We start from the raw sequence: 18,217 nt of genomic DNA, 5'->3' as shown, positions 1-18,217 counted from the left end.
AAAAAAAACCAATTTTCTTCCAGAAATTAGCAGGATATTTTTGTTTTACTGCGAATATGGATATATTAGGAAAAGTTAAGTTGTATCTTGGTCGAATACTATGGAGAAAGCAAGGTGCAGAGTAATGAGCAGTTCCCGGGCAACCATTCTCGTGATTGATGACCAACCTGGAATTAGAAGATTGCTTACTGAAGTTCTCCAGGATGAAGGTTATAGTGTTATGACAGCCTCTAACGGCTATGAGGGTATACAGGTTGCGAATGATGTAAAGCCTAACGTAATATTAATGGACATGAAGATGCCTGGCATGGATGGCATTGAGACGCTGAAGGAACTTAAGCGTCACGGGCAGGGTGACCAGGTTATAATGATGACTGCCTACGGTGAATTAGATATGGTTAACGAGGCACGGGAAGCAGGCATGCGTGACTATATAACCAAACCGTTTGATATTATGTCCCTGTGCCGGATCATTGAAGAGCATATCGGAAGTGGCTTTGATGCACGCCGGCTGTTAATTGGCTAATCAGAGGAATGACCCGGGGCAAATAAGCCCCGGGTTACTTACTTAATCGGCAGGTGCTATCGTTGGCTGGCTAAACCGTGTTTCTTACCTGATGCTGCCAAGTTAATCAAGTGCAGGCAGGATTTTTCTCGCTGGTGGCGAAGTATGAAGTATATAGAGCAAGGGGGGGATATCAATTGTTTATTAGCGCTGTTTCCACATTAGCGCTTTATTGTTCGCGATGTGGAAATATTGAACTGCACAATGTCTCCCGGTTTGCTCTCAATAATTCACGGCGTCAGCTTGCCTGTAGCTGTGGTCAGGTACAAGGTGCCATTGCCAGCGCGGGGCGGCATCAATATTTACTGGATATTCCCTGTGTAGTATGTGAAACCAACCATCTGATCTTCCTTGATAGCCAACTGTTCCGGCAGCCTAAGGCCAGTAAAATATATTGTTCCCAGGCTAATCTTGAACTTGGTTTTATCGGCAGCCCTGCAGCCATTGACGAAATTATTGCCCGGCATAAGCAGGAAGTAGCTAGTATAACCAGTGAAATGGCGGAGCAGTCAGACGATCAGGGGATAGAGAATTCACAAATTTTACTTGAGATTTTAAATAAAATTCATGATATTGCCGAGCAGGGAGGGGTATACTGCTGTTGTGGCAATGCGGATGTTGAAGCTGAGGTGCTTGTTGATGCCATCGAACTATCCTGCAGTCAATGCAATGGACGCCTGGTTATTCCGGCCAAGGATGAGCATGATTTAGCACGCGTGTCGGTTATGGGTATCATTGAACTGACTCCTCTTAGGCGCACTAGTCGTAAATAAGTCATTTAGATAGAGAATTGAGAAGAAGCGGGTGAGGTTACTGTGAAATTTTTCCTTGATACAGCTAACATTACTGAGATTAAAGCAATTCTGCCACTGGGTGTTGTAGCTGGTGTAACTACCAACCCTTCGCTGATTGCCAAAGAAGAACAGGATATTAAGGCAGTTATTAAAGAAATTGCCGCATTGACCCCAGGACCGGTCAGTGCTGAGGTCATCAGCACAAAATTTGAAGAGATGCTGCCGGAAGCTCGCGATTTGGCGCAACTCGGCAATAATGTAGTTATTAAAGTCCCAATAACTGTTGATGGTTTAAAAACGGTAAGTGCTTTGGCTGCTGAAGGGATCAAAACTAATGTTACTTTGATTTTTTCAGTCAATCAGGCCCTTTTGGCTGCCCGGGCTGGAGCTGCCTATGTGAGCCCGTTTGTTGGACGACTTGACGATATTAGCCAGGATGGCATTGCGCTTATCAAAGACACTGCCAATGTTTTTACAAGCCATGGTATTGCGACTGAAATTATTGCCGCCAGCATTCGTCACCCTATGCATGTTACGCAAGCGGCACTGGCCGGTGCGCACATTGCTACTGTACCAGCCAAGGTACTGGTGTCGCTCTTAAACCACCCGCTGACTGACGCTGGAATACAACGGTTCCTGTCAGACTGGCAGAAAGCCAACATGTAAGACTGTTGAGAGCAGAGGATGCCGGGCGAACGCCCGGTATAATTTTTCCATCAAGAATTTAAGGAGATGTAACACTATGGAACGTGAATTAGCACTGGAATTTGTACGGGTTACCGAGGCTGCAGCTGTTGCCAGCGGCCGGTGGATGGGACGTGGAGATAAAATTGCCGCAGACCAGGCGGCGGTAGATGGAATGAGAGCCGCCTTTGATACAGTTAATATCAGCGGCTGTGTGGTAATCGGTGAAGGGGAAATGGATGAGGCCCCCATGCTGTATATTGGCGAGCAAGTGGGTCACGGTGGTCGGGAAGTTGACATTGCGGTTGATCCGCTGGAAGGCACTAACCTTGTAGCGAAAGGCTTGCCTGGCTCTATCGCTGTGCTGGCCATTGCGCCGCGCGGCTGCCTCTTGCATGCACCAGATATGTATATGGATAAAATCGCCGTTGGGCCGCGGGCCAGGGGCAAAATCGACATCAATGCCCCGGTAAAAGAAAATTTGAAGGCTGTGGCCTCGGCACTGGAACGCGCGGTGGAAGACTTGACTGTTGTAATTCTTGACCGTCCGCGGCATGCCGCTATTGTTAAAGAAGCCCGGGATGCAGGGGCACGGATTAAGCTGATTTCTGACGGCGATGTATCGCCGGCTATCAATGCGGCGATTGAGGGGACGGCCGTCCATATGCTTTTAGGCATCGGCGGTGCTCCTGAAGGCGTATTGGCAGCAGCAGCTGTCAAATGCCTCGGCGGCGATATGCAAGCAAGACTTTGGCCGGAAAACGATGCTGATATTGAACGGGCTAGAGCTATGGGCATTGTCGATATCAATAAAGTATTTACCATCGACGATTTAGTCAAAGGCGATGAAGTCATTTTTGCGGCTACTGCCATTACCCAGGGTGATCTCTTAAACGGTGTACGATATTTTGGCGGTGGTGCCCGTACTCATTCAATTGTAATGCGCGGTTCAACAGGTACCGTGAGGTTTGTTGACGCGATCCATAAATTTGATAAAAAGCCTATGCCGATAAAACGGGCATAATATTTTTGCATGAAATAGCACAGAATATGTATGTCTTGAGAAAAATAATCCAAGTTATGCATATTTTGAGGGCCTGTCGCTTATGCTAATACTGGGAGAGTTCAAGTCAACAGCTGTTTTGTTGACTGAGATAAGCCTAGTAAGCGAGGTGATAGTATTGAACCTGCTGAAAATGAATGCCAAGCAATGGGCCTATGTAGGCGGGGTAGCGTTGCTTGCCGGCGTGTGGGTGGCTCCGAGTGGAGTGCAGACACTGCCTGAAACTACGGCAGTACCGCCTAAAACCGAGCAGCAAGTGACTCAGGTTCCAGCCGCTGCACCTGAGCCCAGTCAGCAAGCCTTTCGGAAACATGTTGTTGTTTCTGGTGACACCTTGATCGATATTGCGCAGCATTACGGTATTGACCTTGAGACACTTATGGCAGCGAACCCTGGCGTAAGCGATCTTATCCATCCGGGTGATGAGTTGGTCATTTTGCCTAATAAGGGCGTTGTTTACCAAGTGGATACTGGTGATACTTTGTGGGAGATTGCTCATACATACGGCGTACAGGTAGAAACCATTAAATCGGCCAATGCTAAGAACAGTAATGATGTCGCCGTTGGCGAAAAACTGTTTATTCCCGGCGCTCGCTGGGGCAGAGCCGATACCGCGGTTGCGCGGGCTTCTGCCAGCCGGTTTATTTGGCCGACAAAAGGCGAAATCTCCTCGCCGTTTGGGTGGCGCTGGGGGCGCTTGCACGCCGGTGTTGATATTGCCAATGATATTGGTACCCATGTTATGTCTGCACGGGCCGGCCGGGTTATTTGGGCCGGCTGGCGAGGCGGTTATGGCTATGCGGTTATGATCGATCATGGCGGAGGCTATGTAAGTTTATATGGTCATCTTGACAATTACTTTGTTGAAAGAGGCCAATACGTGCGCGCTGGCCAACGAATTGCCTCAATGGGTAACACCGGCGATTCAACCGGGCCACATTTGCATTTTGAGGTTCAAAAAGATGGGCAGCCGGTTGATCCGATGGGATTCCTGCCATAATAAAAGAGATTGCCACGTCGTTAAAACGTGGCAATCTCTTTTATTATGTGTGTAAATTGGGGCTATGGACGTTTGCCTAAGTGTTGCAGCGTAGCATCATGATATGGCCACGCGAAGTCCGCCATAGCTTTATCAACAGGCGCAATTACCGAGTACAGGGTAGCCGTCTCCGATTGTTTAAGCTGCCATTTTTTTCCTACCTTTTCAAAGGTAAGCTCAGTCCGGCTTAAGCTGCTGCCGAATTTGCCGGGGGAGGCGGCCATAGTGCCGTTAATCTCCAGGCCGTTATTTTTTACGACAATTATAGCATCAACTTTATTATTCAGTGTCTTAACCGTAGCATTAAGCGCGGCTGTCTGATCCGCGAAGGTAAGTCCGGCATAATTTGATGGATTGTTGTCAGGGTCGGCAGTTGTTAAGCCGATAATGCCAATACGGATTTTTTCCTTCTTCTTATCTTTCCCTACCTCAAATTCTTTGATGGCATAGGGTTTGATTGTGGCCCAAATCTTGTTGGAACTATGAGCGTTAGCAGACAGTACCGGAAACTTAGCAGTAGTGAGCGCTTTGGACAAGTAGTCAGAACCATAGGCAAACTCACCCTCACCAAGCACAACTGCGTCATAACCAAGATAGTTATATGTGGCAATCATCGGATTAGGAAGTTTGGACGGTTCATTGGCAAATAAGCGGGTCAGGGGCGTTCCTGTGAGCATATTGCCGCCATCAACCAAGAGTGTGTAGGGGTTTGCCTGACGTTCTTTCTTTACTAAACTGGAAATCTTAACAAGACCAAAATCGGCAGTTTTGGGAAGATCATAATCCCAGTTCATGATATGGCCGTTTAGCCCCGCTGTTGCAAGTACTGTTACTTTAACAGGGGCAGGTGGCGGGGTAGGTTGTTTTGGAGCCGCCAGGGTAATTGACGGCAGGCACCCGATAACGGCCACAGTCAACACTGCCAGCCGGAGTAATTTGTTCCAAGATGTTTGCAAGATGATCCCTCCAAAATCTGTATTCAATTATTGCTAATAAATTCGACATATAAACGACTTTCTCCTGTCGTATATTGCTAATAAAGCAAAAAATTACTATCAGAATAGATTCAGTATACACGACTATTTTTTCGGGGAATAATAATTATACCATCTCAATAGCCGAGTTTTGTGAGGATTAATTATGGAATATGTAATTGCAGCATTGATGGCCAGCCTAAGCTTTCTCATAAACAGGCTGTTTATGCGGTATATTGGGCCGATAAGTGTTATTAGTCTGGGGCCGGTTGTTGAGGAGGCGGCAAAAACGTTGTTAGCTTACTATCTGGGAGCCGCCATTATTATGGTGCATATGCTTTTTGGATTAATTGAGGCCATCTATGATTGGATTCAAGATGGTAGTAAGCATTTGACAGCTCCGTTTTTAAGTATTGCCGGACATAGTCTCTTCGGACTCGTGACTGCCGGTATTCTGATGATGACAGGCAGTATATGGTTAGGGTTGTCTGCCGGTATATTATTGCATGTAGCTTACAACGTAACCGTTGTCAGATTACTGGCCAATAATGCGGACAAAAACTTATGAAAGAAGGGAAATCTCATGAAAATTTTCTATACTTGTGAATATTGTGGTGAACATATCGATACATTAGAAGTAGATCAAGTCGATGAAGTTAAGTTTGGGTTTGACTGCTTGACTGCTCAGGAGCGTCAAGATATAATTAAAACTGATGTGGAGAAAAATACCATTCATGTCAAGTCGTTGTGCGACTTCTGCATAACTTCAATGGGAATTGACGACAATGTTGCATTTGGTATGCCGGCTATTAACAAAGGATATATTCATTAAAAATTTAAGCACATATAATATAGGGCTTTAGCCTAGGCTAAAGCCCTTTTGGTACTACCTGTAACTAGTGAGAGGTACTTGTATGGGAGAGAAAACAATGCTGACGCTATTTGCGGCTTTGCATGAGGATAAGCAGCTTATAGCGGCTCAAGCCGCCTTTGGGGCGGTAGGTGATCAGAGTGTAATTTATGGTGTGACAGGTGCGCAAAAAAGCGTACTTATGGCAGCGGCATTTCAGAGTTTCCCCCGGCCGACAATCATAATATCTGCCAGTCACGATGCTGTTGAGATGCTGCGAGCTGATTTTGCAGCCCTCTTACCCCAGGTGCCGGTATTAGAATTGCCGGCAATTGATATTGTTACCTTCGCGGCAGCTGCCAAGAGCGTTGAGTTGGCAGCAAGGCGCATGGATGTCTTAAGCCGGATGGCCAGGGGGGAAAAGATTATTGTTTTGGCAACTGCAGAAGCCGCCATGCAGCGGGTATTGCCAAAGCAAGAGTTTCTAAACAGCCGAATTACGATAACCAATGGCAGTGTGGTAAGCCGTGAGGAACTTATCGGTTCGCTGGTCGAATTCGGCTATGAACGGGTTGACCAGGTGGACAGCGCGGGTCAGTTTAGCATTCGCGGTGGTATTATTGATATTTTTGCTGTTAACCGGAGTCAGCCGCTCCGGTTAGAGCTATTTGGTGACGAGGTTGACTCACTGCGGGAGTTTGACCCGGCCAGCCAGCGTTCGGTAACAGACCTGGTGTTAGCTGATATTATGCCCCTTACTGAGCCTGAACATAGTGGTAAACCGGCAGTGTTTGTGTCCTATTTGCCGCAGGAGTCCTGCCTTGTACTGGATGAACCGGCGCGAATCAGAGAGCAGATGACTAAGATAGTCAAAGAAAACCCGGATATTAAACGCCGGGTTTTTGGCTGGACTGAACTGGCGGCTGCCTGTCAGGCGTATACGGTGGTCTATTTATCCTTGCTGCTGCAGAAGATACCGGGCACTCAGCCCACGGCGATTATTAGTATTACCGCTAAAGGCATTGCGCCGTTCCATCGCCAGATTGATTTGCTGATTGACGAAATAAAAAACTGGCAGGATAAAAAGCACAATATCGTATTATTTATGCCTAGCCGTGATAAGGCGGCAAATATTCAGCAGAATCTGACTGATGAAGGGATTACCGCAATCATGGCCCAAGAGGGGCATATGCCGTTGATCCCCGGTGCTGTTGTTGTGTCGACAGGTGCCTTGTCAGGCGGGTTTGAGCTGCCACAGGCTAAGCTGGTTGTTTTAACCGAATTGGATATCTTTGGCCGTCAGAAGAAAAAGCGCCGGCCACGCGTTGGCAAAGAGCAGCAGATTACCTATTTTCGCGATATAAATCTTGGGGATTATGTTGTCCATATTAACCATGGCATTGGCAAATATGTTGGGGTTGAAACACTGGAGGTCGGCGGGGTTCATAAAGACTATCTCCATATCCGCTACGCTGGTGACGACAAGCTTTATGTGCCAACAGATCAGGTTGGGCTTTTACAAAAATATATTGGTGCTGAAGGTGAAGTGCCTCGCCTGAGCAAAATGGGTGGCAGCGACTGGCTCAAGGTGAAAACCAAGGCTAAAGCTGCTGTGGCCGACATGGCCAAAGAGCTGATTGAACTCTATGCCCAGCGTCAACTGCAGGTAGGGCATGCTTTTGGTCCTGACACCCCATGGCAGCGGGAGTTTGAGGATGCATTTCCTTATGAGGAAACGCCAGATCAGCTGCAGGCTATTACTGAAGTGACACATGATATGGAACAGCCGCGTCCCATGGACCGGTTGTTATGTGGTGATGTCGGCTTTGGCAAGACCGAGGTGGCCATACGCGCTGCTTTCAAAGCTGTCATGAGTGGCAAGCAGGTGGCTGTATTGGTGCCTACCACTGTTCTGGCACAGCAGCATTATCAGACTTTTAGCGCGCGGTTTGCCGGTTTTGGCCCGGTAGTTGATGTTGTCAGCCGGTTCCGGAGCGCCAGAGAACAAAAGGCAACACTACAAAAGCTTGCACTCGGGCAAATTGATGTGCTTATTGGCACCCATCGCATTTTGCAGGCAGATGTAGAGTTTAAAGACCTTGGACTACTGATCGTTGATGAAGAACAGCGGTTTGGCGTAGCCCAAAAGGAAAAGATGAAACGGCTCAGGGCAAACCTTGATGTGCTTACCCTAAGTGCCACTCCGATACCGCGTACCCTGCATATGTCGCTGGTTGGCGCCCGCGATATGAGTATTATTGAGACGCCGCCTGAAGACCGTTTTCCGGTGCAAAGCTATGTTGTAGAATATAACGAAGAAATTATCCGGGAGGCAATAGTTCGTGAGTTAAAGCGCGGTGGTCAGGTGTATTTTGTTTACAACCGGGTGCAGACCATTGATAAGGTACGCCAGCGATTAACCGAGATTTTGCCTGATGCTACGATAAAAACAGGCCACGGTCAGATGCCGGAGGAGCTGTTAGAACAGGTCATGCTGGATTTTTATGAAAATCGCGACGATGTGCTTATTTGCACAAGCATTATTGAAAACGGCCTGGATGTACCTAATGCCAATACGATTATCGTATATGATGCCGACCACTTTGGTTTGTCGCAATTATATCAGATGCGGGGGCGTGTTGGCCGATCGCATCGTATGGCTTATGCCTACTTTACTTATCGGCGGGATAAAGTTCTTACCGAGGTTGCCGAAAAGCGGTTGCAGGCCATCAAAGAATTTGCCGAGCTGGGCTCAGGTTTTAAAATTGCCATGCGTGATCTTGAAATCAGAGGTGCCGGTAATATTTTAGGCCGGGAACAACATGGGCATATTGTCAGTGTCGGGTTTGAAATGTATTGCCGCCTGCTGGATGAAGCAGTTGAAGAATTAAGGACGGGAAATCCAATTTTACCGTTGCCTGAACCAACGATCGAACTCAATATTGATGCCTATCTTACTGGTGACTATATTAGCGATGCCATGCATAAGATTGAGATATACCAGCGGATTGCCGCTGTGCGCCAGGAATCGCATTTAACCGAATTGATTGATGAACTGATTGATCGGTTTGGGGAGCCGCCACTGCCTGTAACCAACCTTTTGGGTGTTGCCAGGATTAAGAATATGGCGCGCCGTATCGGTGTCCGCTCGATTGCCGAGCGGGGCGGGCGGGTAGAGGTTGTATTTGGCGATACCCCAAATGTGGCTGAAGGTGGTTTAATGAACGCTAAAAATATTTTTCCCGGTAAACTTGCCTTTGTTCCCGGACCGCCTGAGACAATGCGACTGATGACTTCACGGCTTACAATGCCACTTATAGAGGCATTAACCAGGTTATTCTCGGTATTAACAGATATGGAAAAAATGTCAACTTAAACCCTGATGGCTTAAGCCAGAAAAATGAATAAAACGCACTAGCTGGATATATACTACTATCAATGAATGATTAGGATATTGCTAACAGTAATGCCTGATGTATTCGCTACTCAAAGTTTGATATCGACAAACCCGTTTTAGTAGGTTCAATCTAGCTAAGCTTGGCTAAAGCTGTAGAAAGGGGGATACTGGTGAAAGCAACCGGAATTGTACGTAGAATTGATGATTTAGGCCGAGTTGTAATACCGAAAGAAATTAGACGAACTCTCAGAATCCGTGAAGGGGACCCGCTGGAGATATATGTAGATCGTGAGGGTGAGGTAATACTCAAGAAATATTCTCCGGTAGGCGAACTAGGGGACTTTGCTAAAGAATATGCAGACTCACTGTTTGAAGCCATTGGTCATATTGTTTTGATCGCTGACCGCGACAACGTAGTAGCTGTCGCTGGCGCCTCCAAAAAGGAGTTCTTGAGCAAACCTCTCGGCCCGGCTGTTGAAAAAGTAATGGAGGAGCGTAAAACCGCTCTAATCAGCAATCCAGGCGAATACAAGCATTGCAAAGGTTGCGCCTCCCAATGTGAGGACGATGAGACCTGCAAATTTACTGCTGAAGTTATTGCTCCTATTATTGTTGAAGGCGATGCAATCGGAGCTGTTATTATCTGCTCCAAAGAACCTGGCGCTCAAATGGCGGATATGGAGGTCAAACTAGCCGAAACAGCAGCAGGATTCCTGGCAAAACAAATGGCTCAATAACATTTTCACAGCATTTTAAACGGCAAGTAGCGGACACTAACAATTACTGTTAAGTTCGCTACTTTTATATTACCTTATAGCGGTATAATAGAAAAAAGTTGAAATAATGCCCACGCGATTGTTGCTGTAAAATAAAAACTGCAATTATAAGCGATTTAAATTATACGCGATGCATATAGTGTTTTATTGCTGGTAAGATTTTGTTATAATAGTAAAAGTGGCTAAAACAGGCCAAATTTTGGAGAGGAATGACTCGTTTGAGTAAAGATACATTTTTAAAAGGCGCACTTATTTTGACTGTGGCTGGTATTGTTGTTAAAATTATCGGATCAGTTAACCGGATTTTATTATCCCGCCTTCTGGGTGGTGAAGGGGTAGGCCTGTACCAGATGGCTTATCCAATTTATTTGCTGGCGCTTAGCGTATCATCAGCAGGTATCCCAGTAGCCATTTCCATTATTGTAGCTGAAAAAATTGCCCGTAACGACTACCGCGGAGCCAATCATGTATTCCGGATTTCCTTGGGGGTATTGGCTGCTACCGGACTGTTCTTTACCTTCCTGTTATATTACGGTGCCGGCTGGTTGATTGAACATAACTTTGTCCGTGACCACAGAGCGTATTATGCCATTGCCGCGTTAGCGCCGGCTATATTTTTTGTTACCGTATTATCAAGCTATCGTGGATACTTTCAGGGTTTGCAGCTGATGACGCCAACAGCTGTTTCTCAGATATTTGAACAGCTGATACGGGTTGTAACAATGATTGCTTTTGCCTATATCCTGCTGCCGCGGGGCCTGGAATTCGCTGCTGCCGGAGCTAGCTTTGGCGCAGGTCCCGGTGCTGCTGCCGGACTCTTGGTACTCTTGTATTTTTACTGGCGGCATAAACCGGGATTTAAGCATCAGATGGAAACCCAGCCGCAGATCACCCAGGAATCCAGTCTGAGTATTGTTGGACGGATTGTAAAACTGGCACTGCCGGTGTCGCTTGCTAACATCATGTTGCCGGTCGTATCCAATATTGACCTCTTGATTGTTCCGGCCAGGCTGGAAGTGGCCGGACATACGGTAGAGCAGGCGACCGAACTATTCGGGTATCTTACGGGTATGGCTGTACCGCTTGTTAACCTGGCGACAATCCTGACGGCTTCGCTGGCTGCCAGCCTGGTGCCTGCGGTGTCGGAAGCGTACACTCTGGGTAATAAGCAGCGGATTTATCAGCGCACTGCAACTGCCATGCGCATTTCCAACCTAATCACAATTCCCAGCTTCGTTGGTATGTCACTATTGGCTACCCCCATCTCACTGATGCTGTATGGCACACCTAATGCCGGCGTATCCATCGCCATCTTGTCCGTAGGAATCTTTCTTCTCGGCATACACCAGGTAACAACCGGTGTATTGCAGGGCTTGGGTCATACTGCAATACCGGTTATTAATATGGCTATTTCGGCTGTTGTCAAGATTGTTATGAGCTGGATACTGACAGCAGTACCATCCCTGGGGATTATGGGGGCCGCGTGGGCCACTGTCGCCGACTTTGGAGTGGCTGCACTGTTAAATATGTTTTTCGTATACAGGTATGTCGGTTTTAGCCTTGATATTAAAGATACCTTTAAAGCTATACTGGCATCTGGCGTAATGGGCGTTGTCGTGTTGCTGGCCTATGATACCATCATGAGCCAGACGCTCCACAATACGCTGGCTACGTTGGGGTCTATTACCGCCGGGGGTATTGTATTTGGCATTGTTCTGCTCCTGGTAGGTGGAGTTGGGGCACGTGATATTGAGCAATTACCTCGCATCGGCGGTAAAATTGCTGCTATTTTAACTACATTACGACTGTTGAGGCGATAATATGGGAATTACTATTACTGGGCTTGGTCCCGGAAGCTTTAAACACATAACACTGGAGACCTGGGAGCTGCTGTCTGGTACAAATACCCTCATTTTGCGCACAGCCAAACATCCCTGTGTGGATGAGCTGAAGAAACGCGGGGTTGCTTTTACCAGTTTTGATCACATGTATGAGCAGGCGGACAATTTTTCCAACCTCTACCAGGCAATAGCCACTGAGGTTATACGGCGGGCGGTTCAAGGAGAGCACATAGTCTATGCTGTGCCTGGTAGCCCGCTGGTAGCAGAAAAAACTGTTGAGCTTATTACTACTCAGGCGCAAGCCGCAGGTGTAGATCTTGCCATTATTCCGGCAATGAGTTTTCTGGAAGTGTTGTATACAAGGCTTGGTGTTGATCCCATTACCGGGCTTACCATTGTTGATGCAGCAGATCTGGCTACATTGCCCCCTGATCTTGTTACCGGTCTCATTGTTACCCAGGTATATAGCCGCCAGGTGGCATCAGATGCCAAATTGGCGCTCATCGACTATTATGGTGATGAATATCAGGTTACAGTGGCACGTAATCTCGGTCTGCCTGATGAGCAAATCCATAAGGTAATGCTGTTTGAGATTGACCGGTTGCCTGAGATTGATCATCTTACCAGTGTATATGTGCCGCCCCGCCCCGCCCGGAGCAAGATATTTTCCCTTGATCCGATTGTTGATGTGATGGCGCGTCTGAGATCGCCTGGCGGCTGTGTCTGGGATATTGAACAGACACATCTTAGCCTGCGCCGCTACATTGTGGAGGAAGTCTATGAGGTACTTGAAGCCATTGAATTGGCCGATGGTGTCAAATTATGTGAAGAACTGGGGGATTTATTGCTCCAAATCGTTTTTCATGCCCGCGTTGCCGAAGAGAGTGGCGGTTTTACCATGCAGGATGTTGTTGATCATGTTACCGAGAAAATGGTACGCCGCCATCCACATGTGTTTGGCGCTATAACGGTCCGTGATGCGGCTGAGGTTGTCGTCAACTGGGATCAAATTAAAAAACAGGAAAAGGCCGGTGAGCGAACTGGGGTGCTTGATGGTATTCCGGTAGGCCTGCCTAGTTTAATGACCGCCTATAAGCTGCAGGCTAAAGCCGCTAAAGTGGGCTTTGACTGGTCTGAAATTGGTCCGGTATGGGACAAGGTTGCCGAAGAGCTTGCTGAACTCCGGCAAGCAGCTCTAGCGCCGGCAGACGAACGCGGTCAGAAAACCGAGGATGAATTGGGAGATGTGCTTTTTGCGGTGGTAAATTTGGCGCGCTTTATGGGCATTGATCCCGAAACAGCCCTTAACCGTACCAACAACAAATTTCGACGTCGATTCAATTACATCGAGGCCACCCTCAAAGAACAGCAGCGGGCCTGGGAAGACATGAATTTAACTGCTCTTGATGCTTTATGGGATGAAGCCAAGGCAAAAGAAGCCAAGTCATGAGTTTTTTTACCATTTTTTTTTAGATTGGCAGGAATAAAAAGTTGCGTAGCGAATAAAGCTAATCGTAATCGATTTATGTTAGGGGGAGCAAGATTGTGAATAAAACTGACCTTGTAAAAGCAGTGGCTCAAAAGGCTGATATGACTCAAAAAGATGCTGAGAAGGCTATCAACGCAGTATTTGCCGCTATTGAAGAAGCTTTAGCCAACGATGATAAAGTACAAATAATCGGATTTGGTACTTTTGAAGTAAAAACCAGAGAAGAGCGCAAAGGGCGCAATCCTCAAACCGGTGACGAAATTACTATACCAGCTTCTAAAAACCCAGTATTTAAAGCCGGCAAAGGTCTGAAAGACACCGTTAACGCCTAATTACACAGTGGACAAGACCCACCAAACCAGGTTATAAACCTGGTTTTTGTTTAAAATAGGTCCCTTAACTCCTAACTCCAGTGTATGGAGTGGCAGGATATGGCGATCTCATCTTTTCTAAGGGGAATGAGGAGCGAGTTTATGGCAGGAAAGATTTTAATCGTAGATGATGAACTAAATATTCGCGAGCTTATAAAGTTTAATCTGGAGAAGGCTGGTTACAAGATTCTTGAGGCAGACGATGGTCAGGTGGCGGTAAACATAGCCAAAACCAACAGGCCGGATCTTATCGTCCTCGATCTGATGCTTCCAGGCATTGATGGTCTTGAAGTATGCCGGTTGATAAAAAACTCCCGTGAAACAGCCGCCATCCCGATTATTATGCTGACTGCCAAAAATGAAGAGATTGATAAAGTGATTGGTCTTGAGCTTGGAGCGGATGATTATCTGACCAAGCCATTTAGTCCAAGAGAACTACTGGCAAGGATTAAGGCAGTGCTCAGACGCAGTCAGAAAGACAGTTCAGTAAGTGGAGCCTTAACAGTAGGTAAGCTTACACTTAACTTTAACCGTTACGAAGCATATATTGGTTCGGTAAAATTGGAACTGACGCCTAAAGAATATGAGATGCTTAAGCTGTTTGCCACAAATACCGGCAAGGTATTTACCCGCGAACAACTGCTTGAAAAGGTCTGGGGTTACGAATATTTTGGCGATACCAGGACTGTTGATGTGCATGTACGTCATTTGCGGGTAAAATTGTCTCAGGATATTGAAATTGCGGAAGCGATTGAGACCGTGCGAGGCGTTGGGTATCGGTTTCGCGATTTAGAATGAGCAAAAGATAACATAAAATTGCTTTGCTATCGGCACAATGACTAAGAGGATATTTTGGTTATTGTAAAGCGGTAGTAAGGCAATTTTTCTTTATCTTGGTGCTGATCTATAAAATCTTAACAAGATATTAACATTCACGCCGCCGATTTTATGATATATTGCATATGAGAAACTACAGGAGGCATAGACTAACTTATGAATGTTAAAGTTCAAGTAAATAAACTTGGGTTATATTATGGAGATGTCCTAGCCCTCAAAAAAATCTCTATTGAAATAATAGAAAATAGCGTACTTGCCTTAATTGGACCATCAGGCTGCGGTAAGTCTACCTTTTTAAAAACACTAAACCGCATGAATGATTTGATTGACAATGTGAGAATTGAGGGTGAGGTATTGCTTGACGGTGAAAATATATATCACCCTAATGTTGATACAGTTATGTTGAGAAAACGGGTCGGTATGGTTTTCCAGCGGCCTAATCCCTTCCCGATGTCAATTTATGATAATATTGCCTATGGTCCGCGCATTCACGGACAGACGAAACGGGCCGTACTTGATGAGATTGTAGAAAAAAGTCTTACCGGTTCAGCCCTTTGGGATGAAGTAAAAGACCGGCTGCATGCATCGGCTATGGGCCTGTCAGGTGGCCAGCAGCAGCGGCTGTGTATTGCCAGATTACTGGCAGTAGAGCCGGAGGTACTCCTGATGGATGAGCCATGTTCTGCACTTGATCCGATATCCACAATGAAGATTGAAGAATTGGTAACTGAACTTAAAGTCAGTTATACGATTGTTATGGTTACTCATAATATGCAACAGGCAGCCCGCGTATCGGATTATACCGGTTTTTTCCTAAGTGGCGATCTTGTGGAGCATGATAAGACTGATACGATCTTTACCCGCCCGCAGGATAAACGGACTGAAGACTATATTACTGGGCGTTTCGGATAAAGGAGGAGATACAGATGACAGTAAGGCATAACTATGACCAGGAATTAGAACAGCTGCGACAAAGCCTGTTAGACATGGGCAAGGCCGTAGGCAGTGCCATTGATGATGCAGTGGTCTCGCTGGCCCGGGGAGACCTGGAGCTGGCCCGTAGGGTTATGGATTTTGACGATATAATTGATCAAATGGAAGTCGACATTGAGGATAAATGCATGGTTCTAATCGCCAGACAGCAACCGATGGCCCGCGATCTCCGGGTTATTGGCACCGGCCTTAAAATTACCACTGATTTAGAAAGAATGGGAGACCACGCCTATGATATTGCCAAAATCACGTTAGGATTGGCCAATCAGGAGCTAATAAAACCCCTTGTCGATATCCCCCGCATGGCGCAAATGTCTCAGAAAATGCTCAAAGACGCGCTGGATGCCTATACTACACTTGATATCCCGCTTGCTGAACAGGTTTGCCTAAATGATGATGAGGTCGATGACCTTTACTATCAGGTATTTCGGGAACTGCTGACATATATGATGGAAGATCCCAAAACTATTACGCAGGCCACTCAGCTTATCTTTGTTGCCCGCTACCTGGAGCGTATTGCCGACCATGCCACTAATATCGCTGAGTGGACGATTTATTTGGTGACAGGTCAAAGACGACGGAAAAAATAAAAGGCTACAACTATGCCTTTAATTCTTTATTGGCAAAGTATAGTGTATGAACGTAAAAGAACCTGCTCAATTTAGAGCAGGTTCTTTTGTTTATGACTTTGATTCGTAAGCAGGCAGCGTAACTGTGAATGTTGTCCCTACATCGACCAGGCTAGCTGCCTCGATACGGCCGCCTAACATTTCGACAATAAACTTGGCAATGGCCAGGCCAAGACCGGTACCCCCGGCTGTGCGGGCCCGGGCCCGGTCAACCCGGTAAAAGCGGTCAAAGATGAGCGGCAAGTCTTTGGTCGGGATACCGATACCGGAATCCTTGACTTTGATTTTTATTTCATGATCTTCCTGCCAGCAGGTTAATAGTATTTTACCCCCAGCAGGGGTATACTTGATACTGTTCTCCAATAGATTTACAATAACCTGTTTAAGCCAGTCTGGATGGGCAAGGGCGGCCAGTGACTCTGTACCGCCTGTAATGATAAGGGTGTGATTTTTCTGCTGCCAGCGGGGCTCCAGATCCTGTTTGGCGGCTTCTAATACCGGGCCGACTGTAACTGCCTCCAGTCTGACTTGTTCGCGGTATTCCTGGGCGCTGAGCCGGGCCAGACTGAGTAAGTCCTGAACTAGCCTATGCATGCGATCAGCCTCATCGTAAATGATGCGGATAAACTTCTCATTTAGTTCCGGCTGTGTGAGTGCCCCATCCAAAAGTGTCTCGGCAAATCCCTTGATTGCCGTTAGTGGGGTAGCCAGCTCATGTGACGCATTGGTCACAAAATCGGCCTGTCGGTCATGCATTTCCTGTAGGGTGGTTATATCATGAAATACGGTTAATATCCCGGGGACATCGCTTTCATTGCTGGTAAAGGGGGCCAGAAACACCTGAAAGACCCGCTTCTTCCCGTGAATATTTGTTTTAAGGTCAATAATTTTATTCTTTTTCCGAAGGATCGTTTCTTGGACCGCCTGATCTAACAGGCTATTGCCAATAACCTGGATATTGTGCTGCCCCAGCATTTGGTCGGTTATGCCGAAGATTGTCAGGGCCATATTGTTGGCGGTGGTGACCTTGCCAAAGCGATCCAGGAGAATAACAGCATCGCCCATATTCTGCAAAATAAGCTGAAGCTTGCGATGTTCAGCGATGGCATCATTGACTTTGTCTTCCAGGCTGGAGGTTAAGTTATTGATGGAATGAGCCAGAATTTCGAGTTCATCACCTGTTTTAATAAATACCCGTTTATTTAGCTGGCCCTTGGCGATGTCGTTGGCAGTATTAATAATGCTTTCGAGCGGGCGGGTATACTTATTGGCAAGAGCCAGACTGAAGATGATTGCCACAAGTGAGGTCAACAGACTGGCTGCTAACAGGGCTGATAATATCTTTCTGTAACCTGCGTCTACATGGTCAAGCGGCATAGCTACACGTACCACACCGGTAATCTCATTGTGAAAGAAAATCGGCGTGGATACATATAACAATGACTTATCCTGGGTTGCGCTTGTACGTATGGTATAGCCGTTTTTACCAGAAAGCGCGTCCGCTATTTCCGGTCGGTTGCTATGGTTTTCCATCAGGGACGGGTTTTGCTGGGAGTCGGCAATGACTGCGCCAGTGGTATCAATCACAGTAACCCTTAAGTCAATACGAGAGCTAAGTTCTTTGATTTTCTCATCGATCTGAGCCTTTTGAATGGGGCCGGACATGTCCCGGTAGATGAGCTCTTCAATAATTTTTCCCTGGTTAAGCATCGCGGTATTGAGACTGGCAATATTGTGCTGGTAAAAAAACCACAGTATATAGCTGCCAAGTGCTGTTAGTGTAAAAAGAATGAGCGCTAAAAAAGATACAACCAGCCGGTTGCGGAGGTTGCGAGCAAACATTTTATCATACCTCCCAGGAACTAGTTTGTTTGGTACTATTACAAATAATACCTTAAATTATGTAGTGTGGCTA

17 protein-coding genes are annotated in these 18,217 nt (G+C 46.6%); 15 read left to right on the top strand and 2 right to left on the bottom strand.

Translation table 11 applies throughout. From position 1 onward, the window contains the following. The first annotated feature begins 124 nt into the window (after positions 1-124). The 5 genes from VN379_RS06115 to VN379_RS06095 all read left to right on the top strand — a co-directional run bounded on the left by VN379_RS06115 (position 125) and on the right by VN379_RS06095 (position 4,106). Positions 125-526: a response regulator gene (locus tag VN379_RS06115; protein ID WP_325531880.1), complete on the top strand. Its 402-nt coding sequence runs from the start codon at positions 125-127 to the stop codon at positions 524-526. A gap of 176 nt (positions 527-702) precedes the next feature. Continuing rightward, on the top strand, positions 703-1,338 hold the full coding sequence (locus tag VN379_RS06110; RefSeq protein ID WP_325531878.1) for a hypothetical protein: 636 nt from the start codon (positions 703-705) through the stop codon (positions 1,336-1,338). A gap of 42 nt (positions 1,339-1,380) precedes the next feature. Then, on the top strand, positions 1,381-2,025 hold the full coding sequence (fsa, locus tag VN379_RS06105) for a fructose-6-phosphate aldolase (protein ID WP_325531876.1): 645 nt from the start codon (positions 1,381-1,383) through the stop codon (positions 2,023-2,025). Between the two features lie 76 nt (positions 2,026-2,101). After that, positions 2,102-3,067: a class II fructose-bisphosphatase gene (gene glpX, locus VN379_RS06100; RefSeq protein ID WP_325531874.1), complete on the top strand. Its 966-nt coding sequence runs from the start codon at positions 2,102-2,104 to the stop codon at positions 3,065-3,067. Between the two features lie 157 nt (positions 3,068-3,224). Continuing rightward, positions 3,225-4,106: a M23 family metallopeptidase gene (locus tag VN379_RS06095; protein WP_325531872.1), complete on the top strand. Its 882-nt coding sequence runs from the start codon at positions 3,225-3,227 to the stop codon at positions 4,104-4,106. 62 nt (positions 4,107-4,168) lie between these two features. Here VN379_RS06095 and VN379_RS06090 read toward each other — a convergent pair whose 3' ends face one another. Further along, positions 4,169-5,101 (bottom strand): hypothetical protein, encoded by a 933-nt coding sequence (locus VN379_RS06090; protein WP_325531870.1) that lies wholly within the window; start codon positions 5,099-5,101, stop codon positions 4,169-4,171. A 184-nt stretch (positions 5,102-5,285) separates the two neighbouring features. On the opposite strand from VN379_RS06090, the gene VN379_RS06085 reads away from it, so the two are divergent. The 10 genes from VN379_RS06085 (at position 5,286) to phoU (ending at position 16,263) form a co-directional block, all read left to right on the top strand. Then, positions 5,286-5,687: a hypothetical protein gene (locus tag VN379_RS06085; RefSeq protein WP_325531868.1), complete on the top strand. Its 402-nt coding sequence runs from the start codon at positions 5,286-5,288 to the stop codon at positions 5,685-5,687. Between the two features lie 15 nt (positions 5,688-5,702). Then, on the top strand, positions 5,703-5,951 hold the full coding sequence (locus tag VN379_RS06080; RefSeq protein ID WP_325531866.1) for an anti-sigma-F factor Fin: 249 nt from the start codon (positions 5,703-5,705) through the stop codon (positions 5,949-5,951). Positions 5,952-6,048: 97 nt separating this feature from the next. Further along, positions 6,049-9,345, top strand: a complete 3,297-nt coding sequence (gene mfd, locus VN379_RS06075) for a transcription-repair coupling factor (RefSeq protein WP_414714963.1) — start codon at positions 6,049-6,051, stop codon at positions 9,343-9,345. Between the two features lie 191 nt (positions 9,346-9,536). Further along, positions 9,537-10,103 (top strand): stage V sporulation protein T, encoded by a 567-nt coding sequence (gene spoVT / locus VN379_RS06070; protein WP_325531862.1) that lies wholly within the window; start codon positions 9,537-9,539, stop codon positions 10,101-10,103. Positions 10,104-10,351: 248 nt separating this feature from the next. Continuing rightward, complete coding sequence (locus tag VN379_RS06065; protein ID WP_422663619.1) at positions 10,352-11,962, top strand: putative polysaccharide biosynthesis protein; 1,611 nt, start codon at positions 10,352-10,354, stop codon at positions 11,960-11,962. 1 nt (position 11,963) lies between these two features. Beyond that, complete coding sequence (gene mazG / locus VN379_RS06060) at positions 11,964-13,433, top strand: nucleoside triphosphate pyrophosphohydrolase (RefSeq protein WP_325531858.1); 1,470 nt, start codon at positions 11,964-11,966, stop codon at positions 13,431-13,433. 95 nt (positions 13,434-13,528) lie between these two features. Next, a complete protein-coding gene (locus VN379_RS06055) occupies positions 13,529-13,804 on the top strand; it encodes an HU family DNA-binding protein (RefSeq protein ID WP_325531856.1) in 276 nt (91 codons plus the stop codon). A gap of 141 nt (positions 13,805-13,945) precedes the next feature. Further along, positions 13,946-14,641, top strand: a complete 696-nt coding sequence (locus tag VN379_RS06050) for a response regulator transcription factor (RefSeq protein WP_325531854.1) — start codon at positions 13,946-13,948, stop codon at positions 14,639-14,641. Positions 14,642-14,836: 195 nt separating this feature from the next. Beyond that, the gene (gene pstB / locus VN379_RS06045) at positions 14,837-15,592 is read left to right on the top strand and encodes a phosphate ABC transporter ATP-binding protein PstB (protein ID WP_325531852.1); all 756 of its coding nucleotides are present in this window, start codon (positions 14,837-14,839) and stop codon (positions 15,590-15,592) included. A 14-nt stretch (positions 15,593-15,606) separates the two neighbouring features. Further along, positions 15,607-16,263, top strand: coding sequence for a phosphate signaling complex protein PhoU (gene phoU / locus VN379_RS06040; RefSeq protein ID WP_325531850.1), 657 nt, complete (start codon positions 15,607-15,609; stop codon positions 16,261-16,263). A gap of 90 nt (positions 16,264-16,353) precedes the next feature. Here the strand turns inward: phoU and VN379_RS06035 are convergent, their stop codons facing one another. Beyond that, positions 16,354-18,144: an ATP-binding protein gene (locus tag VN379_RS06035; RefSeq protein ID WP_325531848.1), complete on the bottom strand. Its 1,791-nt coding sequence runs from the start codon at positions 18,142-18,144 to the stop codon at positions 16,354-16,356. Positions 18,145-18,217 lie beyond the last annotated feature (73 nt).

The sequence above is a fragment of the Sporomusa sp. genome, assembly GCF_035561255.1.
Taxonomy (GTDB): Bacteria; Bacillota; Negativicutes; order Sporomusales; family Sporomusaceae; genus Sporomusa.
This window is presented reverse-complemented; position numbering and strand designations above follow the sequence as displayed.